Origin of the sequence: Methylobacterium bullatum (assembly GCF_014845095.1) — a bacterium.
Taxonomy (GTDB): domain Bacteria; phylum Pseudomonadota; class Alphaproteobacteria; order Rhizobiales; family Beijerinckiaceae; genus Methylobacterium; species Methylobacterium bullatum.
Map to the genome: position 1 here is coordinate 50,772 of NZ_NKUG01000077.1, position 22,354 is coordinate 73,125.

Genomic DNA, 22,354 nt, shown 5'->3' on the forward strand with positions numbered 1-22,354 from the left:
TAGGCCGCCCACGCCCTGAAATCAACGCAGCGCTATCGACGCGCCGGGGTCCGGGCGAGTCTGCCTCAGCCGGCGCGGCGCAGGAAATCGCGGAACGGCCGACGCTGCGGCGGCGGTTCCGGATCGTCGCCGCCGGGTTCTCGGGACGGAGGCGGCGCCGGGGATGGCGCGGCCTGTGGCGGAGCGGCGGCGAGAACTTCGGCCCGCACGGCCCGCGCCGGAGCGAAGACGGTGCCTTGCGCCAGCGGCACGTCGAGATCGATGAGATCCGGCACGTCGCTCTCGCGTTCCACCGACTCCGCGACGAGCCGGATGCCGGCCCGGGACAGGGAGGCGACGAGATCGTCGAGGGCGATATCGGGCATGGCCTGGCGGGAATCGGGACGCAGCAGGAGATCGGCGGGGACCTTGACCTGGCTGACGCCCCGGTCGGCCAGGGCCAGCGGATCGAGGCGCAGGTCCACGGGACGGTCCAGGGCGAAGCCGACACGACCGCGCAGTTCCGCCAGCGCGCCCGCCTGCTCGGCGTCTAGGCTGCGCCAGCTCGACTGGGGCAGCGCGATCACGAGGCGTCCCGACAGGCCGGGCTCGCCGACGAGCAGCCGAGGCAGCGTGCGCAGGAAGCCGGGCTCGAACAGGGAATGCGGCGACAGGGCGTAGGTCACCGCGGCCTGACTGCCGCGCCCGCTGAGATGGCGTGCCACGGTGGCGACCAGGGGAAGCATGCGTCGATCGAGCTCGGTCGTCCGCCCATGGCGTTCGAGGACCGGCAGGAACAGTTCCGGCTTGAGGATGTCGGCGCCGAGGCGCAGGCGCGCCAGTGCCTCGTAGGACACGACCTTGCGCTGGGGCAGGGAGACGATGGGCTGGAGATGGACCTCGAGCCCGTCGCCGTCGAAGGCCGCGACCATGACCGCATCGTGGCTCCGGTCCGGCCGCGCCCGGTCCGTGACGGGCTCGGACCGCTCGAGCGGCGGCCAGGCTCGGGGCACCCAGGGGGTCCCGCCCATCTCGTTGCGGAATGCCGGGGAAGGCGGCGGGACGACGGGGGCATCGAGGACGGCCTGACGGGAGGCCGGCCGGACGACCGGGGTCGGGGCGGGAGCCGCCGGCGGCGGCGCCTTGAGGCGGGCGATCTCACCATCCTGCGTGGCGACCACGGCGGCGAGTTCGCGGACGATGCCGCTGAGCAGGCCGATTTCCGCCGTGACTTCCTCGACGGCGGCCTCCACCGCGGTATTCCCAGCCTGCTTGCCCTGTGCCGGTGCCGGTTCGGCCTCGTCGGCGCGGGCGCGCTCGATCCGCATCTGCTGGTCGGCGATGAGGCGGGCCACGGTCTCCAGGCGCACGAGGCGTTGCGAGAGAATGTCGAATTCCCCCGAGAGCTTCTCGCAGCGCTGGTCGAGCTGACGCGCCCGGCGCGCGGCCAGGATGGCGACGAAGCCGCCCATGGCCGCCAATCCGAAGGCGCCGCCGATAGGGGAGATCACTGCGAGCGGCGCCAGGACCACGAACCCGATGAGACTCAGGAGCCACGGGACCGTGCGTCGGCCGACGATCCGGGCCATCGGAATACTCTTACCCTCACGACGATCGAGCGGAGATGCAGGGTCCCGGCCACGGATTCCGCAAGTCGGGACAGGCTCCGGTTGTCGCCGAGACGACGAGGTCCCACAAGATGGGCGCAGGCTGAGTGAACCGGTTTTTTGCCATGTGTTGCATGAGCTTCCAAGCTTGGCTTCAGCCAGTCTGGCATCGGCGCGGAGGCCGCCGGGGCCATTGCCCCTCGCGGCGGGAGGAGATTTGGCTCTACATGGGTGCGGGACATGACCCAGCGACGGGAGCGGGTGGATGGACGCGAGACGGGTGGACCTGCTGATGCAGGTGGACGGCATGACCTGCGACGGGTGCGCCGAGGCCGTGCGCAAGGCGATCCTCCGGATCGATCCGGAGGCGCATATCGCCGTCGACCGCGATCATGGGCGGGTGGCGATCACCACCGATGCCCAGTCCCTGACGATCGCCGAGGCCCTGGACCAGGCCGGCTACACGGCAACGGCGATGTCGGGCTGACGCCGGCCCCATCCACCGTTGCGGGCGATCCATGCGCGATTCCGTGCTTTCAAATGAAATTTTGCAGACGCGTTGAAAAATTCCGACGCGCTTTTGCTTGCTCCATCGCTCACAGTGATGACAACGGTGAAGCATGGTGCCCGCGGCGCCGATGCCCGACGCCCCGAACACACGACGTTCCACAATAAACGCCCGCGCGACACGCCATCGCGACGACAGACCGGGAGAGACTTATGCCCTCAGACATCGAGATCGCCCGCGCGGCAACCCTGAAGCCGATCACGCAGGTGGCCGAGACGATCGGCATTCCGGACGAGGCGCTGCATCATTACGGCCGGCACATCGCCAAGATCGACCACGCCTTCATCAAGTCGCTGGAATCGAAGCCCGAGGGCAAGCTCGTCCTCGTCACCGCCATCAGCCCGACCCCGGCCGGCGAGGGCAAGACCACCACGACGGTGGGTCTCGGCGACGCGCTGAACCGCATCGGCAAGAAGACGGTGATGTGTCTGCGCGAGCCCTCGCTCGGCCCGTGCTTCGGGATGAAGGGGGGTGCCGCCGGCGGCGGCAAGGCCCAGGTCGTGCCGATGGAGCAGATCAACCTGCACTTCACCGGCGATTTCCACGCCATCACTTCGGCGCACAGCCTCGCCGCCGCCCTCATCGACAACCACGTCTACTGGGCCAACGAGCTCAACATCGACGTGCGCCGCATCCATTGGCGCCGGGTCGTCGACATGAACGACCGCGCCCTGCGGTCGATCACCCAGTCGCTGGGTGGCGTCGCCAACGGCTTCCCGCGCGAGGACGGGTTCGACATCACCGTGGCCTCGGAAGTCATGGCGGTGTTCTGCCTCGCCCGTGACCTCGACGACCTCGAGGCCCGCCTCGGCCGCATCGTCATCGCCGAGACCCGCGACCGCAAGCCGGTGACGCTCGCCGACGTGAAGGCCACGGGTGCGATGACCGTGCTCCTCAAGGACGCGCTGCAGCCGAACCTCGTCCAGACCCTGGAGGGCAACCCCGCCCTGATCCATGGCGGCCCCTTCGCCAATATCGCCCATGGCTGCAACTCGGTGATCGCCACCCGCGCCGGCCTCAAGCTCGGCGACTACGTGGTCACCGAAGCCGGCTTCGGCGCGGATCTCGGCGCCGAGAAGTTCATCGACATCAAGTGCCGGCAGGCGGGGCTGAAGCCCTCGGCGGTGGTCATCGTCGCCACGGTGCGCGCCCTCAAGATGCATGGCGGCGTCTCCAAGAAGGAACTCGGCTCCGAGAACCTCGACGCCCTGGAGAAGGGCTTCGCCAACCTCGCCCGCCACGTGGAGAACGTGCGCGGCTTCGGCCTGCCCGTGGTCATCGGCGTCAACCACTTCTATGCCGACACCGATGCCGAGCACGCCAAGCTGAAGGAGCTGTGCCGCGACAAGCTCCAGGTCGAGGCCATCACCTGCAAGCATTGGGCGGAAGGCGGAGCCGGCGCCGAGGAGCTGGCGCAGGCCGTGGTCAAGCTGGCCGAGGGCGAGCAGAAGCCGCTGACCTTCGCCTACGAGACCGAGACCAAGCTCACCGACAAGGTCAAGACCATCGCCACCAAGCTCTACGGCGCGGGCGACATCCAGGTGGAATCCAAGGCCGCCACCAAGCTCGCCCAGTTCGAGAAGGACGGCTACGGCAACCTGCCGGTCTGCATGGCCAAGACACAGTACTCGTTCTCCACCGACCCGAACCTGATGGGCGCGCCCTCGGGCCACACCATCTCGGTGCGCGACGTGCGGCTCTCGGCCGGCGCCGGCTTCGTCGTGGTGATCTGCGGTGAGATCATGACCATGCCCGGCCTGCCCAAGGTCCCCGCCTCGGAGGGCATCCATCTCGATGCCGACGGGCAGATCGAAGGCCTGTTCTAGCCGGACGCCAGCGGCCCCTCCCCTGTCGGGGAGGGGTGCCTGCCCGGCCTCGCGTGATCCCTCGCCCCGGTTGTGATAGCCGGGTCGGCATGCAGTCCCGCCGGCCCCGCTCATGATTCCCTGGCTCGTCCTCGACACCGCACCGATCCCCGGGGATGCGGGCCAGTTGCGGCTGCTTCAGCGCGGCACCGAATTCTCGATCCAGCTCGGACATAACGAGCTGATGAACAGCCGCCTCAGCGGCTCGGAGAAGGCGCTGGCGACCCTCGCGGCGGAGCGGGTCGGAGGCCGCGCGGGGGCGCGTTTCCTCATCGGCGGTCTCGGCATGGGCTTCACCCTGCGGGCGGCACTCGATGCCCTGCGGCCCGACGCCGAACTCGTCGTGGCGGAACTGGTGCCGAACGTGGTGGATTGGGTGCGCGGGCCGCTCCGGGATCTGTCGGCCGATGCGCTGTCGGACCAGCGGGTGACGTTGCGGATCGGCGACGTGGTCGCCGCGATCCGCGCGGACAGTTCGGCGTACGACGCCATCCTGCTCGACGTCGACAACGGCCCCGACGGCCTCACCCGGCCCGAAAACGACAGGCTCTACAACGAGATGGGTCTGGCTGCCGCCATGGCGGCTTTGCGGGTGGGTGGGGTGCTGGCGGTGTGGTCCGCCCATCCCGACAGGCACTTCACCCAGCGCCTGCGCCGGGGCGGGTTTTCCGTGGAGGAGGTGCCGGTGCGGGCCAATGTCACGAGCGGCGCCCGCCACACGATCTGGCTCGCTTCGAAGTCCGGCCGCGCCCGGCGCTGAAGCCAGAGGAGCGTGTCAGGCCGAGTGTCGACCGCGCTCCAGGCGTCGGTTGAGGCGGGTTACGCCATAGATTTCAGCGAGTTGGCGTCGGGCCGCCTTCACCGGCGCGTCGTCGCGCTCGGTGCGGGCCGCCGCGATGACGCGCAGCGTATGCGCCACGCAAAGCTCCAGACGGACCGTGGCTGCACCGTCCGGCGGTCGCCGATCCTGGACCGGATTCTCGGCAATGGTCATGCGGCAAGCCCCCTCGATCATGACGAACGGGACCGGGTCTAACTGCGCCATGCGGCGGCCATTGGGTGGAGACTGGGCCACACGGTGACAGCTTGGCCATGGCGCCGACGCGTGGCGGTGCTCAGTCGCGCGTGCTGCCCTCGTTGAACTTGTCGCGGCAGACATATCCGACGAAGCATTTGGCCACGTCACGGGTGAGTTCGTAGGCGGGCTTGGGCGCTTCCGGCAGGGGGCAGAAGCCGCCGTCGCGGACGATCCTGTCGTAGGTGATCGGCCCCGTGGTCATCACGATGGCGCCGACGCGGTTCACCAGGGCGGCGGCGTCGGCGCAGAGCATGGCGGGGGTCGCGGGCCGCTCCTGTGCCGAAACAGTGAGCGGAGCCAGGACGATACAGGCGGCGAGCGCGGATCTCATGGCACAGGATCTCATGGCGGAGCGATCGTTTCGAGCGGGGTGCCGGGCGGATGCGCCGCCCGGTGGGAGCGGAGGATAGCGCCGGGCGGCACCGCCGCCAATCCGCCGGGTGACGCCCTCTCTCACGCCGCCCGTTTCAGCGGCTCGGCCGCGGCGGCCACCGCCAGGGTGAAGTCCAGCGCCTCGTCGAGCCCCTCCCGCCAGAGGGAGATCGGCGTCGGACGGGCCAGGACGAGAGCCCCCTCCGCATCGCCATCGGCCAGGGTCACGACGGCGCCGAGCTTCGTGGCGAGTCCGCGCATGGGTCCGTTCCGGCTGAGACAACGGACATGCAGGTCGCGGACGCCGCGGTTGCGCGCCGCCGAGACGATCCGCCGGAAGAGGGCGTGGCCGAGGCCGTTGCGGCGGAAACCGCGCTCCACGGCGAAGGCCGCCTCCGCGTCGCGGCCGAGGCTCAGCCCCGGCACGGGGCCGGTGAGCGGGCGCAATTCGCCGAGCGCTCGCAGCGTCCCCTCGACGAAGCCGCCGAAGACCAGCCCCTCGACCGTGAGGGCGCGGGCCGCATACGCGACGGCCGCCGCATCGCTCAGGGCGGCCATGAAGCGGTTGGCTCTGGTATCGGGGTCGAGCCGCAGGAAATAGGCCTCGACCATGGCACGGTCGCTGGGCCAGAGGCGCCGGACATTCGGTCCGGTCGGAATCGTGTCGGGCATCGTGGTGCCGTACTCCAGAATGACAACGCGCAGGCTGCGCGGGCTCCGGGCGTAACCTCCCTCGAGGAGGCCACCAGATGGCATCGGCCTCGGTTTTGTGCAACGCAACAAAACGTCATCCCGCCGGCGCGCCACGCTTGATCCCCCCGGCGACGCGCGGCAGACCGGTCTTCGGGCCTGTCGCCGGACCGGTTCCATCTACGTGCGCGCGGCCATCGCGCCGTCTCGTATCCGAGGTCGCCATCGTCGTGAGTCCCCCCTCAGGTTCCGCCCCGTCCGCCGGTTCGCAGGGCGGCGATTCTCCTCCCGGTCCGGTCGCGGCACGCTACGACATGCTGGTCTCGTCCGGCGCCATCGAGCGCGACCCGGCCCAGATCCATCTGGTGCAGGCCCTCGACAGGCTGGTCCAGGATCTCGACCGGCGCAGACGGGCGAAGAAGGGCAGCGCGCTCGGCTGGCTGTTCGGGCGCAGCGGTGACGGAGAAGGCCCGCCCAAGGGTCTCTACATCTGGGGCTCCGTCGGGCGCGGCAAGACCATGCTGATGGACCTGTTCCACGAGGCGGCGCCGGGCAAGAAACGCCGCGTCCATTTCCACGGCTTCCTGTCGGATGCCCATGAGCGCATCCATGCCCACCGGCAGGCACTCAAGGCGGGCACGGCCAAGGGTGACGACCCGATCCCGGTGGTGGCGGACGCCCTGGCCGACGAGGCGACGCTGCTCTGCTTCGACGAGTTCACGGTCACCGACATCGCCGATGCGATGATCCTCGGCCGGCTGTTCGGGGCGCTGTTCAAGCGCGGCGTCACCGTGGTGGCGACCTCCAACGTCGAGCCGGACCGGCTCTACGAGGGCGGACTGAACCGCGCGCTGTTCCTGCCCTTCGTCGCGGAGCTGAAGAACCGGGTCGAGATCCTGCGCCTCGATTCCCGCACGGATTTCCGCCTGGAGAAGCTCGGCGGTGCCTCGGTCTATCACGTGCCCGCCGACGAGGCGGCCGAGGCCGCCCTCACTCAGGCCTTCAAGGGCCTCACCGGCAAGGCGAGGGGCAAGCCGGCCACGATCCGGGTGAAGGGCCGCGAGGTGGCCGTGCCGGAGGAGGCCGCCGGCGTCGCCCGGTTCGGCTTCGCCGATCTCTGCGCCCAGCCGCTCGGCGCCTCCGACTACATGGCCATCGCCCAGTCGTTCCAGACGGTGATCGTCTCGGGAATCCCGGTGATGGGCGAGGCGAACCGCAACGAGGCCAAGCGCTTCATCACCCTCGTCGATACGTTCTACGACGCCCACGTGAAGCTCATCGCCTCGGCGGCGGCCGAGCCGACCGGTCTCTACACGGCGACCGAGGGCCGCGAGGCGTTCGAATTCGATCGCACGGTCTCGCGCCTCATCGAGATGCGCTCGTCGGAATACCTCGCCTTGCCCCATGGGCGGGGGGATTCCGAGGCGAGCGGGTCCAGCTCCGGTCTCGTGGAGACCTGATCGCCCGTTTGCGGTGGTTCTGAAAGGCTTTGCCTCCTCCTGAGGGGCCGTGTAGCGGCTTTGAGGGAGGGCTCCTTAGGATCGCGCGACGACTGGAGGCCTCCTTCGAGGCCCGCTGACGCGGGCACCTCAGGATGAGGTGGTCCGCCGGGATGATCCACCTTGGCATGAGCATCTGAGCGGACCGACCGATCGGGCAATGTGACCGCAGCGATATCGGCGTGATTCGAAAGGTTTGGCCCTCAGCCGGAGCGATGTCGGCAGGGGCGGCATAGACAACGAGCGACCGTCGAAAGCGTCGCACGGTCCCGATGCGCGCCGTGCGCAACAGCACATCGAATCCGCGGCCGAGCTTCGCGAAAGCGGCGCCCGTGGCTGCCGGCCGTTGCACTGCAGCACCCCGACCGTTTAATTGGATTCATTATGAGGTACGGGGCGTGGGCGCTTCGTGCACTGCGACGGCTCCCTGTCGAGGGGCGCCGGATCCGCTGCCGCACCTCAAAGACGTTTCGATGCGGGACGGCGACCATGTCGCGCGCGCCCCGCGCCTGACTGACGACCTCCGAGGTATTCGCGAGCCCGACGGATTGGTGGCCAGCCGATCTCGTCCGGTCCGTGGCCTGAGCGATGACAGGATACACCGATGATCAAACTCACCGTGAACGGGGCTGAACGCAGCTTCGACGGCGATCCCGATATGCCGCTGCTGTGGTTCCTGCGCGACGAAGTCGGCCTCACCGGCACCAAGTTCGGCTGCGGCCAGGCCCTCTGCGGCGCCTGCACCATCCATCTCGGCGGCACCGCCGTGCGCGGCTGCGTCACCCCCATCTCCGCGGCCGAGGGCCAGGAGGTGGTGACCATCGAGGGGCTTTCCCCCGACGGCAACCACCCGGTCCAGGCGGCGTGGCGCGACCTCAACGTCTCGCAATGCGGCTACTGCCAGTGCGGGCAGATGATGCAGGCGGCCTCCCTCCTCAAGGAGACCCCGAAGCCCAGCGACGACCAGATCGACGAGGCCATGAGCGGCAACCTCTGCCGCTGTGGCACCTATCCGCGCATCCGCGCCGCGATCCACCAGGCCGCCGGAAACGCGCCGGCCGCCAACAAGGGAGAGCGCCTGTGATTCACGACGCACAGCTCACGGCCGACCTCGCCACCGAGACGACCGCCGCCCCCGAAGCGCCGAGCGCTCTCGCCAATGTCAGCCGCCGCGCCATGCTCGGCGGACTGGGCGCCCTGGTGCTCGCCCTGTCCTGGCGCGATTCCGCGCGGGCGGAGGAGAAGGCCGAGGGTCCCAAAAAGTTCGGCGCCGATGCCATGCCGCATGGCTGGCAGGACGACCCGAAGGTGTTCGTGGCCATCGCGCCGGACGGCACCGTGACCATCACCTGCCATCGCTCGGAGATGGGCCAGGGCGTGCGCACCTCCGTCGCCCTGGTGGTGGCCGACGAGCTCGAGGCCGATTGGGCCAAGGTGAAGGTCGCCCAGGCCTGGGGTGACGAAGCCCGGTTCGGCAACCAGGATACCGACGGTTCGCGGAGCTTGCGCCACTTCTTCCCGCATCTGCGCCATGCGGGTGCCGCGGCGAAGGCCATGCTGGTCCAGGCCGCCGCCAAGCAATGGGGCGTGCCGGCAGCGGAAGTGAAGGCCGAGAACTCCGTCCTCACCCACGTCAAGTCGAAGCGCACGCTGGGCTACGGCGATGTCGCGGCGGCCGCCGCCGAACTCGCCGTCCCCGCCCGCGAGAGCGTGATCCTGAAGGACCCCAAGGCCTTCAAGTTCATCGGCAAGGGCAAGATCGGCCTCATCGACAACCGCGACATCACCACCGGCAAGGCGATCTACGGCCTCGATACCCGCCTCGACGGGATGCTCTACGCCCTCGTCGCCCGCCCGCCGGTCTTCGGCGGCAAGGTGGCGAGCTACGACGATGCCGAGACGATGAAGATCCCCGGCGTGGTCAAGGTGTTCAAGATCGACGCGCCCGAAATCCCGTCCGAGTTCCAGCCGATCGGCGGCGTCGCCGTCATCGCCAAGAACACCTGGGCGGCGATGAAGGGCCGTGAGGCCCTGAAGATCACCTGGGACGACGGCCCGAACGCGACCTACGATTCGGTCGCCTTCCGGGGCGAGCTGGAGAAGGCGGCGCGGGCGCCCGGCAAGGTCGTGCGCAACCAGGGCGACGTCGACGGCGCCATGGCCAAGGCCAAGCAGCGGATCGAGGCCGAGTATTTCGTGCCCCATCTCGTCCAGGCCCCGATGGAGCCGCCGGCCGCCACGGTGCGGATCAAGGACGGATTCTGCGAGGCCTGGGCCTGTACCCAGGCGCCCCAGGCGACCCACGACCGTCTGGCCAAGAAGCTCAACCTGCCGGCCGACAAGGTGCGGGTGAACGTGACGCTCCTCGGCGGCGGCTTCGGCCGCAAGTCCAAGCCCGATTACGTGCTCGAGGCCGCCCTGTGCTCGCAGGCCGTGGACGGTGCCCCGGTCAAGCTCACCTGGACCCGCGAGGACGACCTCCATCACGGCTACTACCACACGATCTCGGTGGAGCGCCTGGAGGCCGGCCTCGACGACAAGGGCATGCCGGTGGCCTGGCTCCACCGTTCGGCGGCGCCCACGATCGGCTCGATCTTCGCCGCCGGCGCCAAGAACGAGCTGCCCTTCGAGCTCGGGATGGGGCTGACCAACACGCCGTTCGCCGTGCCCAATATCCGCCTCGAGAACCCGGCGGCGGACGCGCATGTGCGCATCGGATGGTTCCGCTCGGTGTCGAACATCCCGCACGCCTTCGCGATCCAGTCCTTCGTCGCCGAGTTGGCGCATGCGGCGGGTCGGGACCCGAAGGAGTACCTGCTGGCCCTGATCGGCCCCGACCGGGTGATCGACCCGACCAGCATCGGCGATGTGTGGAATTACGGCGAAGATCCCGCCCGCTACCCGATCGAGACCGCACGCCTGCGCGGCGTCATCGAGGCGGCGGCCAAGGGAATCGGCTGGGGCCGCAAGCTGCCGAAGGGACGGGGCCTCGGCATTGCCGGACACTACAGCTTCGTCACCCATACGGCGGTGGCGGCCGAAGTGGAGGTGGGGTCCAAGGGTGAGGTCTCGGTCAAACGCATCGACATCGCCGTCGATTGCGGACCGCACGTCAACCCGGAGCGTATCCGCTCGCAGATGGAGGGCGCCGTCGTCATGGGGATGGGCTTGGCCTTGTCGGCCGAGATCACCTTCAAGGACGGGCGCGCGCAGCAGAACAACTTCGACGGCTACGAGATCACCCGTCTCGACGCTGCCCCGAAGGAGCTGCACGTCCACCTGATCCAGAACAACGACTACAGCCGCCCGCTCGGCGGTGTCGGTGAGCCGGGCGTCCCCCCCGTGGCGCCGGCCATCGCCAACGCGGTCTTCGCCGCCACCGGCCGCCGCATCCGGCAGCTGCCGATCCGCGACCAGCTGAGCTCGTAAACACAAAGACCCTTCGGCCCGAAGACTTGGGCCGGAGGGTCACATCGTTCGACACGTGATCCAGTCCTCCACCTCATCCTGAGGTGCCGCGAAGCGGCCTCGAAGGAGGGGTCCAGCGCCGACTGCGCGAACTGGAGGCCTCCTTCGAGGCCTCCGCTGCGCTCCGGCGCCTCAGGATGAGGTACCGAATGGGAATGAGGCCGGCGAGGGTGCCGTCCTTCTATCTCACAGCCAAGACCCGCGCCTCCCGGCCTTCCTCCCGATACTCGCCCCAGGCCTGTTTCAGGATCTGGATCGAGGAGGTGAGGAAGATGCCGGCCATGAGGGCGGCGACCGCGAGGTCCGGCCAGGCCGACGTGGTGCCCCAGACGGCGAGCGCCGCGCCCATCACCACGATGTTGCCGATGGCGTCGTTGCGCGAGCACAGCCAGACGGAGCGGACGTTGGCGTCGCCGTCCTTGTAGCGCATCAGCAGCAGGACCGAGGCGACGTTGGCGGCGAGCGCCAGCAGGCCGATGCCGCCCATCCATTCCGCGCTCGGCACGCCGAGGACGAGGGTCTGGTAGAGCGTCGAGCCGAAGACCCAGACCGCCATCAGGCTGAGGCTCACCCCCTTGGCCAGGGCCGCCAACGAGCGGGTGCGCAGGCTCGCGCCGATGACCGCGAGGCTGAGGCCGTAGGTGACGGTGTCGGCCAGGAAATCGAGGGCGTCCGCCTTCAGCGCCTGCGATCCGGCCGCCTGGCCCGCCGCCATCTCTGTGACGAACATCGCGCCGTTGAGGGCGATGACGAGCCACAGCACCCGCTTGTAGCGCGGATCGACCCCGTCGAAGACCGGAACGCCGCCGCCGCAGCCGCAGGATTCCTCGTGCGCCGAGGCTGTCGGAGCGTGCGGCGCGACGGCATGGTGATGCCCGTCGCCGGGTGCATGAGCATGCGCGTGTGTGTGGATGGCGGTCTGGTTCTGGCTCGTGCCGCAGCAGGATTCGGCCATGGCTGTCTCCTCGTTTCGTCGTTAGACAGGAGCCTACAAGCTCTAGCGACTAGAGGATCAAGCGGAAAATGACGTTCTCGATCGGAATCCTGTCGCGCCGCGCCGGGGTGAAGGTGCCGACGATCCGCTATTACGAGCAGGTCGGGCTGATGCCCTCGCCCCCGCGCACCGACGGGCAGCAGCGCCGTTATGGCGACGCCGAGGTGGCGCGGCTCAACTTCATCCGGCACGCGCGCGAGCTCGGCTTCGAGGTCGATGCGATTCGCGAACTTCTCGCCATGAGCGCGCAGCCGGAGGAATCCTGCGCCGAGGTGGACCGCCTGGCGCGACGCCACCTGGCGGAGGTGGAGCAGCGCATTGCCCGGCTGGTCTCCCTGCGCACGGAATTGCAGCGCATGGTGACGGAATGCGGCCACGGGCGGGTGGGCGAGCGCCGGGTCATCCAGGTTCTGGCGGATCACGGCGAATGCGACCACGACCATGGCGGTGCGCGGCCGGGATTCGCCGAGGCGTAAACTTCGCCGCTCCGGCGGAGCCGAAGAGGCGGGCGGCGGGTTGTCCCGTCACAGCCCCCCGTTGAGGATGCCCCATGTTTCAGAGACCCCGTTCCTTCGCCGCCGTACTGGCCGCCGGATTCGCCGCCAGCCTCGTGGCCGGCCCGGTCCTCGCCTCCCCGTGTTCGGAGGAGATCGCGCGCCTCGAAGCGAAGGTGAAGGAGGAGGCGACCGGCGCCATCTCGGCCTCGACCTCGGGCAAGGCGGCGGCCGGCGCGCGGGAAGGCCAGGGAGAGACCGGGCAGGCAGGCAACGCCTCGACCCCGGCCGCTCCGCCGGAGAAATCCGCCGAGGCCGGCAAGGGCTCCGATGCGGCGATGCAGGCCAAGGTCGCCCTGGACGAGGCCCGCACCGCCGACGGCAAGGGCGACGCCCAGGCCTGTAACGCCGCGCTGCAGCGCGCCAAGAGCCAGCTTGCCACGGCTCCGTGAGCGCGGGCGCACCGGCCGGGGGAGCCCGGCACGGTGCCTGTGGCCCGCAGGATGGCCCGTTGCGCGATGGCGCGGCGGGTCGTGGGGATGTCCCGGCAAAGCGTGAAAAGAGAAGTTTCTTCTTTTGAGGCCGTCTCGGACATCCGCCTCGACCGGCGTCGTATCGGCACGGACGCGGACTGCGTGCCGGCTCGCCCGTCCCTTGTCTTTCAGGCGGCGTGGGAAGGCCGCCGCCGTCGATGGAGGATCCCTTCGGGGGGCCTAGGCGGCGGCGCTGAGGGCGTGTTTGTTGCCCTGAATGCCGGCGCACAGATCATCGATCTCCGCAAGATCTAGACTTTCACCTGAGTGGCTTGCAATTGCATCGATCAGGTGATCTTGCCGAGGATCGAAGGGATGGCCCTGAAGGCGATAGAATTGATAGTAACGCAATGCCGCCAATACGGTGTCGCGCTCTCGCACTGTGATGGTGATGGTCTGCATTCTTTGAAGATCTCCCCTTCGTGCAGTTTTTGCTCTCCGAACACTTGAATCCGACTCAGCGAGCGAGAGCGTTGTAACCCCGCTTCGGTGCAGCCGTCCACAGCCGGAAACCATTCGGTAACCCTGTCGGCGGGTCGGCCGAGGGGTCGGCCGGAGGCAACCCTTTGCAGGCGTGCCATTTCCTCCCGGAGGGACGGGCGGCGGATTTATTTCGCCCTGGAAATGTAAAATGTCATTGACAGGAAAGAGGAAAACTGGCGGCGCCCGGCAAAGCTCGGCCGCATGCGTCTTTCGCGGAATCGATAAAATTGTTCTTAACCAATCCGTGGGAGCCTTCTGGTCACGACCGACTCACTCACCCGTGAGAAAGTCGAGTATGAGCGGAGCCACCCCTCATGACCAAAATGCAGCCGGATGACGGGCAGGACGGTCGAGCACACCGGGCAAGACCGGTGGCGCTCTCCGCGAGCGTACGACGCCATCTCGGGCTGAACCTGCGCACCCATTATGCGGCTTCACTGGTCGAACCAGTGGGCGAGCGGATCGAGACGCTGCTGACGAAGCTCGGCCGCACGAAGGGCTGACTCGTCACGCCGGATGAGCGGGACGACACACGCCGTTCAGAATTGCGGTGCTATGGGTTCCGCCAACGCGCCGGACCTGCCCGGCCCGTCCGCAGCCAACCCGCGAAACCCGATCCCATGACCGTCCTCGTTCTCGTCGTCGCCGGAAACATCCTGCTCGCGACCCTGTTCTCCCTGGTCGCCCTCGCCTCCGACTGAACGGCCCCCGCGAGACGCTTCGGCGTTCCAGCCTGCCTCCACATCACGGCCCTCGACACAGCGAGAGCCACCCAGCCCGGACGACCGGTCGCGGCATGCCGCAACCGGCGCTTCGTCGTGCCTCCATGGATCGGTCCGACGCCGTCCGGCCCCGCTCTCCGTTTCGCCGATTCGCCGGCCTAGCGGCCCTCGCGATCGGCCGGAGTCCGCCATGCGGATCGGCGCGTGATCCGGGGCGGAACGTCCTTTCTAAAGAACCAGCCTCCCTGAGCATGTTGTTCCAAATCGCCGGCAACGGAGAGATTTTCGTTCTCCATGCCGCCTGGAGTTCTTCAGGGACTCGTTTTTTAAAGGAGAATTACCTATCTAAGCTCAGTAACGCCAATCCGGCCAAGCTTGACATTGTTCTTTAAAAAGAACGAAACGTAGCATCACCGGGGCATCGGGACGGCAACGTTCCCGCGCCGCGACGTAGCCGGAGACAACCCTGTGAGCTCGACCATGTCCTCGACGCCCAACGCCCGCCGTCTCTCCCGGAGAAGGCGTATCCTCGCCCTGTGCGCCGGTTCGGTCGGCCTGGTCTCGGCGGGGCTCGGCTCCGCGCTGCTAACATCCGGCACCGCCCAGGCGCAGACCGAACTCCTCAACGTCTCCTACGATCCGACGCGGGAACTCTATAAGGAGATCAACGCGGCCTTCATCGAGGAGTGGAAGGCCAAGACCGGCGAGACGGTCACCATCCGGGCCGCGCATGGCGGCTCGGGCTCGCAGGCCCGCACCGTCATCGACGGCATCCCCGCCGATGTGGTGACCCTGGGCATCCCCTCCGACATCGACGCGATCAGCCGCATCTCGAAGAAGATTCCCGCCGATTGGCGCACCAAGCTGCCCAACGAAGGCCTGCCCTATACCTCCACCGTGGTGTTCCTGGTGCGCAAGGGCAACCCGAAGGGCGTGAAGGACTGGGGCGACCTGGTGAAGCCGGACGTGAAGGTGATCACCCCGAACCCGAAGACCTCCGCCGGCGGGCGCTGGAACTTCCTCGCGGCCTGGGGCTACGCCTACGAGAAGGAAGGCAAGAACGCGGACAAGGCCAACGCCTTCGTCGGCCAGCTCTACAAGCAGGTGCCGGTGCTCGATACGGGGGCCCGCGGCTCCACCGTGACCTTCGCCCAGCGCGGTCTCGGCGACGTGCTGCCGACCTGGGAGAACGAGGCCTATCTCGTGTTCGACGAGTTCGGCCGCGACAAGTTCGACGTCGTGGTGCCGCCGACCTCGATCTACGCCGAGCCGCCGGTGGCCCTGGTCGACGCCAATGTGGACAAGAAGGGCACCCGCAGGCAGGCCGAGGCCTACCTGCAGTTCCTCTACACGGACAAGGCACAGGCGATCTTCGCCAAGCACCATTACCGTCCGATCAAGCGCGAGGCCGCCAAGCCCGAGCATCTCGCGCAGCTGCCCGAGCTCAAGCTCTTCAAGATCGAGGATCTCCAGGGCAACTGGGACGATATCCAGAAGAAGAACTTCGACAATGGCGGCCTGTTCGACCAGCTGAGCAAGCCGCCGCAGTAACGCGGACCTCCCCCGTCGCGGCTACGGGATTCCTACATCTGCTGCTGCAGGCAGAGCGCGTCCCTCTCCCCCTTGTGGGAGAGGTCAGGAGTGGGGGTGGCGCCGCTTGCCTCCGCAGCTTGAGGGTCGCCCGACCACCCCCACCTCCAACTCCTCCCCACAAGGGGGAGGAGGGCTCGTCAGCGCAGACCGCGAAATGTGTGACCCTTAGCCGTCACGGCGAGGGTGCCCGCGGAGCGGAGGGCGACCTTCCGCCGGACACCGCACCCGCTTCCCGACCCGCCGATGCGTGAGCGAGGCGACCCACTTCAGGACCACTCCATGGCAGAGCCCCCTCTGCGTCCGAGACGACGCTTCCGTCAGCCCAGCGTGATTCCGGGCTTCGGCATCACCTTCGGCTACACCCTGACCTGCCTCGGCATCATCGTGCTGCTGCCGCTCGCCGCCCTCGTCGCCCGCGCCTCCGGCCTCGGCCTGTGGGGGATCTGGGCGGTGGCCACCGATCCGCGCGTCGCCAGCGCCCTGCGCGTGAGTTTCGGCGTGTCGCTCCTCGCCGCGCTCACCGCCTCGGTCTTCGGCTTCCTCATCGCCTGGGTGCTGACCCGCTACCGGTTCCCCGGCCGCAAGATCGTGGACGCGGTGGTGGACCTGCCCTTCGCCCTGCCCACCGCCGTCGCCGGCATCGCCCTGGCCTCCCTCTATGCGCCCAACGGTCTCGTCGGCGAGCAGCTCGCCAAGCTCGGGATCGAGGCCGCCTACACGCCGGTGGGCATCTACATCGCCATGGTCTTCATCGGCCTGCCCTTCGCCGTGCGGACGGTGCAGCCCCTCATCGAGGAAATCGACAAGGAGATCGAGGAGGCCTCGGCCACCCTCGGCGCCGATCGCTGGCACACCCTCATCAAGGTGGTGGTGCCGCCGCTGATCCCGGCGGTGCTCACGGGCTTCGCCCTCGCCTTCGCCCGCGGCGTCGGGGAATACGGCTCGATCATCTTCATCGCCGGCAACCTGCCCTACGTCTCCGAGATCGCGCCGCTCCTCATCGTCATCAAGCTCTCCGAGTTCGATTACGGGGGCGCCTGCGCCATCGCGACGATCATGCTCGGCATCTCGTTCGTGACGCTGCTGGCCATCAACCTGATCCAGGCCTGGAGCCGCAGGAGATTCGGATATGTCTAGCGCCCTCGCCACCACTCGGCCCCCCGCCCGCGCCGGGAGCGTGGTCACCGAAGGCCTCGCCGTCCGCGCGCTGCTGATCGGGATCGCGGTGGTCTTCCTCGCCCTGTTCCTGGTGCTGCCCCTGGTGACGGTGTTCATCCAGGCCTTCGCCAAGGGCTGGTCGGCCTATCTCGCCGCCTTCTCCGAGACGGATGCCCGCTCGGCGATCCGCCTCACCCTGCTGACCGCGGCCATCGCCGTGCCGTTCAACCTCGTCTTCGGCGTCATGGCCTCCTGGGCCATCGCCAAGTTCGAATTCCGCGGCAAGAACCTGCTCGTGACCCTCATCGACCTGCCGTTCTCGGTCTCGCCGGTGGTCTCGGGCCTGATCTACGTGCTCGTCTTCGGCGCTCAAGGGTTCCTCGGCCCGTGGCTGCTCGCGCACGACATCCAGATCATCTTCGCCGTTCCCGGCATCGTGCTCGCCACGATCTTCGTCACCTTCCCCTTCGTCGCCCGCCAGCTGATCCCGCTGATGCAGGAGCAGGGGACGGCGGAGGAGGAAGCCGCGCTGACCCTCGGCGCCTCCGGCTGGCACGCCTTCCGGACGGTGACGCTGCCCAACATCCGCTGGGGGCTGCTCTACAGCGTGCTCCTCTGCAACGCCCGGGCGATGGGTGAATTCGGCGCGGTGTCGGTGGTCTCGGGCCATATCCGCGGATTGACAAACACGCTGCCGCTCCACGTGGAGATCCTCTACAATGAGTACAACTTCGTTGCCTCTTTCGCCGTCGCTTCCCTCCTTGCCGGCCTCGCTCTTGTCACCCTCCTCGTCAAATCCCTTCTCGAATGGCGCTTCAGCGCCGAGATCGCAGCCGGCGCACGGGGCCACTGACCCGGTGGGACCGTCCACGGCGATCCGGGTCGAGGGGCTGTCGAAGACCTTCGACACCGCGGCGGTGCTGCACGACCTCTCCCTCGACGTGCGGGCGGGAGAGCTGCTGGCGCTGCTCGGTCCCTCGGGCTCGGGCAAGACCACGCTGCTGCGCATCATCGCCGGGCTCGATTTCCCCGATCGCGGGCGGATCATCTTCGGCGCCGACGATGCCACGCGGGTTCCGGTGCAGGAGCGCGCCGTCGGCTTCGTGTTCCAGCACTACGCCCTGTTCAAGCACATGAGTGTCGCCGAGAACATCGCCTACGGCCTCAACGCCCGCAAGCGCGCGGACCGGCCGGCCAAGGCCGAGATCAAGCGCCGGGTCGGCGATCTCCTCGACCTCATCAAGCTCTCGGGCTTCGCCGACCGCTACCCGTCGCAGCTCTCCGGCGGCCAGCGCCAGCGCATCGCGCTGGCGCGCGCTCTGGCCGTGGAGCCCCGCGTGCTGCTGCTGGACGAGCCCTTCGGCGCCCTCGACGCCCAGGTGAGGAAGGACCTGCGCCGCTGGCTGCGCGAGATCCACGACCGCACCGGCCAGACCACGATCTTCGTGACCCACGACCAGGACGAGGCGCTGGAACTCTCCGACCGCGTCGCCGTCCTGTCCAAGGGCCGCCTCGAACAGATCGGAACTCCCGACGAGGTCCAGGAGAACCCGGTCTCCTCCACCGTGCTCAAGTTCCTCGGCGACACGATCGAGGTGGAGGCCATCGCCCAGGGGAGCGAGGTCCGCGTCAACGGCCGCCTCACCCCGGTGAAGGCACCGCCCGGCCTCGTCGGCCCGGTCAAGCTCTATGCGAGGCCGTGGCAGCTGCAATTCGCCGAGCCCGACCAGGCCCATCTCGAAGGCCATGTCCGCTCCTCCTATCGCAGCCAGGGCCGCCAGCGGATCGAGGTGGACCGCTCCGAGGGCAAGACCGTGGTGGTGGAGGCCTCCGACACCCACCGCCTCGCCGCCGGCCGCAAGGTCGGCCTGACGATCAACGCCGGCTACGTCTTCAAGGATTGACGGGGCGGCGCCAGCGCCGCGGAGGAAACGGTTGCGCTTCCTCCGCGGATCGGCTGTGACTCCCGCCGTCGAAATCGAGAGGGAGCATCCGGCATGTCGGGTCATGGAGCCATCGAAGGCTCGAACAAGAAGGTCGCGCTGCTGATCTCCGTGCTGGCGCTGTTCCTGGCGCTGGCCGAGACCCTGGCCAAGGGTGCGCAGACGGAAGCGCTCAGCGCCAACGTCGAATCCTCCAACCAATGGGCCTACTATCAGGCCCGCACCATCCGCGGCACCATCCTCAAGACCGCCGACGAGACCCTCGCCCTGATCCCGCCGGAGACGGCCAACGCACCGGCCATCGCGGCCAAGCGCGCGGAATGGGCCAAGACCATGGCCCGCTGGGAATCCGACCCCGCCACCGGCGACGGGCGCAAGGAGCTGCAGGAGAAGGCGCGGGCCTCGCAGGAGCACCGCGACCTCGCGCTCCATCGCTACCATCATTACGAGTTCGGCTCGGCCGCCTTCCAGATCGGCATCGTGCTCGCCTCGGCCCAGGTCATCACCGGCATCGCCGCGCTGACGCTGGCGGGCGGGTTCCTGGGCCTCGCCGGCCTCGTGATGCTGGGCTTCGGCCTCTACGCGCCGCACGTTCTGCCGTTCTTCCACTGACGCACGAATCCCGGCACCGAGCCTGGACTCTCGCCTCCTTCGCGACAGTTGAAGGAAAGGGAGGCGAGACATGGCGCAAGACAGCGAGCAGGAAGGCCGGCTGACCCGGGTCTCGGCCTTCGTCTTCCTTCACACCGAACATGCGGTCTATGCCGCCCTCGGCCTGCTCCTCGCCGGGACGGCGATCCTCGCGCTCATCGACGCGACGGGCCTGCTCTTCGGGGCGATCCGTCATCTCGGGGGCTCGGGCGAACTCCTCAAGATCGTCGACAGCCTGCTGTTCCTGCTGATGCTGGTGGAGATCCTGCACACGGTGCGGGTCTCGATGCGCTCGGGGCGGCTCACCTGCGAGCCCTTCCTCATCGTCGGACTGATCGCCTCGATCCGGCGCGTCCTCGTCATCACCCTGCAATCCTCCGAGGTGATGCACGCGCCGATGACGGCCGAGCGCGAGGCGCTGTTCCGCGCCTCCATGATCGAACTCGGGGTGCTGTCCGGGCTCATCCTCACCATGGTGATCTCGATCTTCCTGCTGCATCGCGCCCGCGACGACAACGAGGTGGCCGGCAAGGAATGATCCCGCCGTCTTGGAACTGGCTTCGCACTTGCGAAGACGAGGCCCGATCTTCAGATCAGGCCGATGAGACGAGCGGTCGCGACGCCGCGCGATGCTGCGGATGAGACGGACCGGGACCGATGATCAGCGCCTTCGACCTGTTCAAGATCGGGATCGGCCCGTCGAGCTCGCACACGGTGGGGCCGATGGTGGCGGCCCTCGATTTCCGCGAGCGGACGCGGCGCCGTCCCGGCCTCGCCCGCATCCGCGCCGAGATCTTCGGCTCCCTCGCCTGGACCGGGCGCGGGCACGGGACCGACATCGCCATCCTCCTCGGCCTCCTCGGCCATAGCCCCTCCGCCATCGACCCCGACCGGGTGCACGAATACGTGGCCGAGGCGAAGCGGACGGGCCGGCTCGGCCTCGGCGGGCCGGCTTTCGCCCTCGAGACCGATCTCGTCTTCAACTTCACCGAGGTGCTGCCGGTGCACACCAACGGCATGCGCTTCCGCGCCCTCGACAGTCAGGGCACGGTCCTCGACACGGTCACCTGCTATTCCATCGGCGGCGGCTTCGTCGTCGGCGAGGAGGAGGTCCGCGCGGGCGAGGCGGTGGAGTTTCCGCTGCCCTATGCCAGCGCCGCCGATCTTCTGGCCACGTGCCTGCGCACCGGCTTCTCCATCGCCCAGGTCCAGCGCGCCAACGAGGGCGCGAGCCGCAGCCGCGAGGCCATCGACGAGGGCCTGGACGCCATCCGCGACGCGATGTTCGCCTGTATCGACCGGGGCCTGCGCCAGACCGGCGAACTGCCCGGCGGCCTCAAGGTGCGGCGGCGGGCCAAGAAGCTGTTCGAGGACCTGGAGGCCAACCGCCACCTCAACGCCCGGCCGGCCCACGAGATCATGGACTGGATCAGCCTGTTCGCCCTCGCGGTGAACGAGGAGAACGCCGCCGGCGGCCGGGTGGTGACCGCCCCCACCAACGGCGCCGCCGGGATCGTCCCGGCCGTCCTGCGCTACGCCCGCGACTTCTGCCCCGGCTGGTCGGACGAGCGCGGCCGCGAATTCCTGCTGGTGGCGGCCGCCATCGGCGGTCTCATCAAGAGCCGCGCCTCGATTTCCGGCGCCGAGGTCGGCTGCCAGGGGGAGGTCGGCTCGGCGGCGGCCATGGCGGCGGCGGGGCTGGCCGCGCTGCTCGGCGGCTCGACCCTGCAGATCGAGAACGCCGCCGAGATCGCCATGGAGCACCATCTGGGCATGACCTGCGACCCGATCGGCGGCCTCGTCCAGATCCCCTGTATCGAGCGCAACGCCTTCGGCGCCAACAAGGCGGTGGTGGCCGCCTCCCTGGCTTTGCGCGGCGACGGCATCCACCGGGTCAGCCTCGACGAGGTCATCGAGACCATGCGCCAGACCGGCCACGACATGCAGGCGAAATACAAGGAGACCTCGCTCGGCGGCCTCGCGGTGAACGTGGCGGCGTGTTGAGCCGCCGATCCCGTCTCGGCCGTCACGGCCGGTTCTGCAGATTATCCAGACGGTGACGAGCAAAACCCATGGCCGTCCGTGCACTCTGCGAACCCTCGGGTGCCGGGGCTAGCTGGCGAGACGCTGCGCCTGACGCTTGGCCGCATCGAAGGCCTGAAGATCGAGGGCGAGATTGATGACGTGGGCGCTCTTCAGGCGTGTCGGCTCGATCGCGCTTCCGATACCGTGCTGCAGGTAGACTTCTTCCACCTCCGGCGTTCGCATCGCGCCGCCCATGGTCCAGTTGGGGAATGAGCGGCTCTGAACATTGCGCGCATCCATGATGGTTGCGGTGGCGTGGCGCGGGTCGCGTGCAATTCGAGTATAGGTGGCACTCACCTGGGCTTGCTCACCCGCCAGAATCTGAATGAACCACGTCTTGTCGAAAATGAGGAAGCCGGTGATCCCGTCTCTGCTATTATTGCGCTGAGAAGCGGAAACGATGTCCCGCAGATTCGTAAGCATTGCGCGGTCGTTACCCTGCACGACGTTACGGCTATAATAGACGAGTTGGTGAATCATCGTAGATTTTCACTTCCGTTAAAAAGCGAAGCGTAAGAAAATGATCGTCTCTGACGCTCATGCAGCCCACCAACGCCGCACGAACGATATCG

Annotated in this window: 23 protein-coding genes; 16 read left to right on the top strand and 7 right to left on the bottom strand. The window is 68.3% G+C overall.

Translation table 11 applies throughout. The features are described from left to right. Window positions 1-65 precede the first annotated feature (65 nt). A complete protein-coding gene (locus MBTS_RS12120; protein ID WP_192215758.1) occupies window positions 66-1,568 on the bottom strand; it encodes an EAL domain-containing protein in 1,503 nt (500 codons plus the stop codon). A gap of 283 nt (window positions 1,569-1,851) precedes the next feature. On the opposite strand from MBTS_RS12120, the gene MBTS_RS12125 reads away from it, so the two are divergent. From MBTS_RS12125 to MBTS_RS12135, 3 genes are all read left to right on the top strand, one after another. Then, a complete protein-coding gene (locus MBTS_RS12125; RefSeq protein ID WP_018045997.1) occupies window positions 1,852-2,073 on the top strand; it encodes a heavy-metal-associated domain-containing protein in 222 nt (73 codons plus the stop codon). 233 nt (window positions 2,074-2,306) lie between these two features. Then, entirely contained in the window at window positions 2,307-3,980 is a 1,674-nt protein-coding gene (locus MBTS_RS12130; RefSeq protein WP_018045996.1) for a formate--tetrahydrofolate ligase, read from the top strand. Between the two features lie 112 nt (window positions 3,981-4,092). Beyond that, entirely contained in the window at window positions 4,093-4,779 is a 687-nt protein-coding gene (locus MBTS_RS12135; protein WP_056143741.1) for a spermine/spermidine synthase domain-containing protein, read from the top strand. Between the two features lie 15 nt (window positions 4,780-4,794). Here MBTS_RS12135 and MBTS_RS12140 read toward each other — a convergent pair whose 3' ends face one another. The 3 genes from MBTS_RS12140 to MBTS_RS12150 all read right to left on the bottom strand — a co-directional run bounded on the left by MBTS_RS12140 (window position 4,795) and on the right by MBTS_RS12150 (window position 6,225). Further along, on the bottom strand, window positions 4,795-5,064 hold the full coding sequence (locus MBTS_RS12140) for a hypothetical protein (RefSeq protein WP_147832730.1): 270 nt from the start codon (window positions 5,062-5,064) through the stop codon (window positions 4,795-4,797). A gap of 70 nt (window positions 5,065-5,134) precedes the next feature. Then, the gene (locus MBTS_RS12145) at window positions 5,135-5,428 is read right to left on the bottom strand and encodes a hypothetical protein (RefSeq protein WP_026176318.1); all 294 of its coding nucleotides are present in this window, start codon (window positions 5,426-5,428) and stop codon (window positions 5,135-5,137) included. A gap of 122 nt (window positions 5,429-5,550) precedes the next feature. Next, complete coding sequence (locus tag MBTS_RS12150) at window positions 5,551-6,225, bottom strand: GNAT family N-acetyltransferase (RefSeq protein ID WP_373321338.1); 675 nt, start codon at window positions 6,223-6,225, stop codon at window positions 5,551-5,553. Window positions 6,226-6,473: 248 nt separating this feature from the next. On the opposite strand from MBTS_RS12150, the gene zapE reads away from it, so the two are divergent. The 3 genes from zapE to MBTS_RS12165 all read left to right on the top strand — a co-directional run bounded on the left by zapE (window position 6,474) and on the right by MBTS_RS12165 (window position 11,087). Beyond that, entirely contained in the window at window positions 6,474-7,619 is a 1,146-nt protein-coding gene (zapE, locus tag MBTS_RS12155) for a cell division protein ZapE (protein WP_056143747.1), read from the top strand. Between the two features lie 643 nt (window positions 7,620-8,262). Beyond that, on the top strand, window positions 8,263-8,742 hold the full coding sequence (locus MBTS_RS12160; RefSeq protein WP_056143750.1) for a (2Fe-2S)-binding protein: 480 nt from the start codon (window positions 8,263-8,265) through the stop codon (window positions 8,740-8,742). After that, entirely contained in the window at window positions 8,739-11,087 is a 2,349-nt protein-coding gene (locus tag MBTS_RS12165) for a xanthine dehydrogenase family protein molybdopterin-binding subunit (protein WP_192215760.1), read from the top strand. The genes MBTS_RS12160 and MBTS_RS12165 overlap by 4 nt, the downstream gene beginning before the upstream one ends. A gap of 220 nt (window positions 11,088-11,307) precedes the next feature. On the opposite strand, the gene MBTS_RS12170 is transcribed toward MBTS_RS12165, so the two are convergent. Next, window positions 11,308-12,081, bottom strand: coding sequence for a cation efflux transmembrane domain-containing protein (locus tag MBTS_RS12170; RefSeq protein ID WP_192215761.1), 774 nt, complete (start codon window positions 12,079-12,081; stop codon window positions 11,308-11,310). Between the two features lie 68 nt (window positions 12,082-12,149). Here MBTS_RS12170 and MBTS_RS12175 point away from each other — a divergent pair, with 68 nt between their 5' ends. Continuing rightward, window positions 12,150-12,596, top strand: coding sequence for a MerR family transcriptional regulator (locus MBTS_RS12175; protein WP_192215762.1), 447 nt, complete (start codon window positions 12,150-12,152; stop codon window positions 12,594-12,596). 74 nt (window positions 12,597-12,670) lie between these two features. Continuing rightward, window positions 12,671-13,066, top strand: coding sequence for a hypothetical protein (locus MBTS_RS12180; RefSeq protein ID WP_056143761.1), 396 nt, complete (start codon window positions 12,671-12,673; stop codon window positions 13,064-13,066). 261 nt (window positions 13,067-13,327) lie between these two features. On the opposite strand, the gene MBTS_RS12185 is transcribed toward MBTS_RS12180, so the two are convergent. Then, a complete protein-coding gene (locus MBTS_RS12185) occupies window positions 13,328-13,549 on the bottom strand; it encodes a hypothetical protein (protein WP_018045985.1) in 222 nt (73 codons plus the stop codon). 395 nt (window positions 13,550-13,944) lie between these two features. On the opposite strand from MBTS_RS12185, the gene MBTS_RS12190 reads away from it, so the two are divergent. The 8 genes from MBTS_RS12190 to MBTS_RS12225 all read left to right on the top strand — a co-directional run bounded on the left by MBTS_RS12190 (window position 13,945) and on the right by MBTS_RS12225 (window position 21,701). Continuing rightward, on the top strand, window positions 13,945-14,133 hold the full coding sequence (locus tag MBTS_RS12190) for a hypothetical protein (protein WP_026176314.1): 189 nt from the start codon (window positions 13,945-13,947) through the stop codon (window positions 14,131-14,133). Window positions 14,134-14,820: 687 nt separating this feature from the next. Next, window positions 14,821-15,903, top strand: a complete 1,083-nt coding sequence (locus tag MBTS_RS12195) for a sulfate ABC transporter substrate-binding protein (RefSeq protein ID WP_373321339.1) — start codon at window positions 14,821-14,823, stop codon at window positions 15,901-15,903. A 321-nt stretch (window positions 15,904-16,224) separates the two neighbouring features. Continuing rightward, complete coding sequence (gene cysT / locus MBTS_RS12200; RefSeq protein ID WP_147832727.1) at window positions 16,225-17,082, top strand: sulfate ABC transporter permease subunit CysT; 858 nt, start codon at window positions 16,225-16,227, stop codon at window positions 17,080-17,082. After that, window positions 17,075-17,956 (top strand): sulfate ABC transporter permease subunit CysW, encoded by an 882-nt coding sequence (gene cysW, locus MBTS_RS12205; protein WP_147832726.1) that lies wholly within the window; start codon window positions 17,075-17,077, stop codon window positions 17,954-17,956. The genes cysT and cysW overlap by 8 nt, the downstream gene beginning before the upstream one ends. A gap of 4 nt (window positions 17,957-17,960) precedes the next feature. Further along, a complete protein-coding gene (locus MBTS_RS12210) occupies window positions 17,961-19,007 on the top strand; it encodes a sulfate/molybdate ABC transporter ATP-binding protein (protein ID WP_147832725.1) in 1,047 nt (348 codons plus the stop codon). 93 nt (window positions 19,008-19,100) lie between these two features. After that, window positions 19,101-19,658, top strand: a complete 558-nt coding sequence (locus tag MBTS_RS12215) for a DUF4337 domain-containing protein (RefSeq protein WP_018045979.1) — start codon at window positions 19,101-19,103, stop codon at window positions 19,656-19,658. Window positions 19,659-19,728: 70 nt separating this feature from the next. After that, a complete protein-coding gene (locus MBTS_RS12220) occupies window positions 19,729-20,235 on the top strand; it encodes a phosphate-starvation-inducible PsiE family protein (protein WP_056143765.1) in 507 nt (168 codons plus the stop codon). Window positions 20,236-20,354: 119 nt separating this feature from the next. Then, on the top strand, window positions 20,355-21,701 hold the full coding sequence (locus MBTS_RS12225; protein ID WP_192215763.1) for an L-serine ammonia-lyase: 1,347 nt from the start codon (window positions 20,355-20,357) through the stop codon (window positions 21,699-21,701). A gap of 108 nt (window positions 21,702-21,809) precedes the next feature. On the opposite strand, the gene MBTS_RS12230 is transcribed toward MBTS_RS12225, so the two are convergent. After that, window positions 21,810-22,262, bottom strand: coding sequence for a BLUF domain-containing protein (locus MBTS_RS12230; RefSeq protein ID WP_192215764.1), 453 nt, complete (start codon window positions 22,260-22,262; stop codon window positions 21,810-21,812). Window positions 22,263-22,354 lie beyond the last annotated feature (92 nt).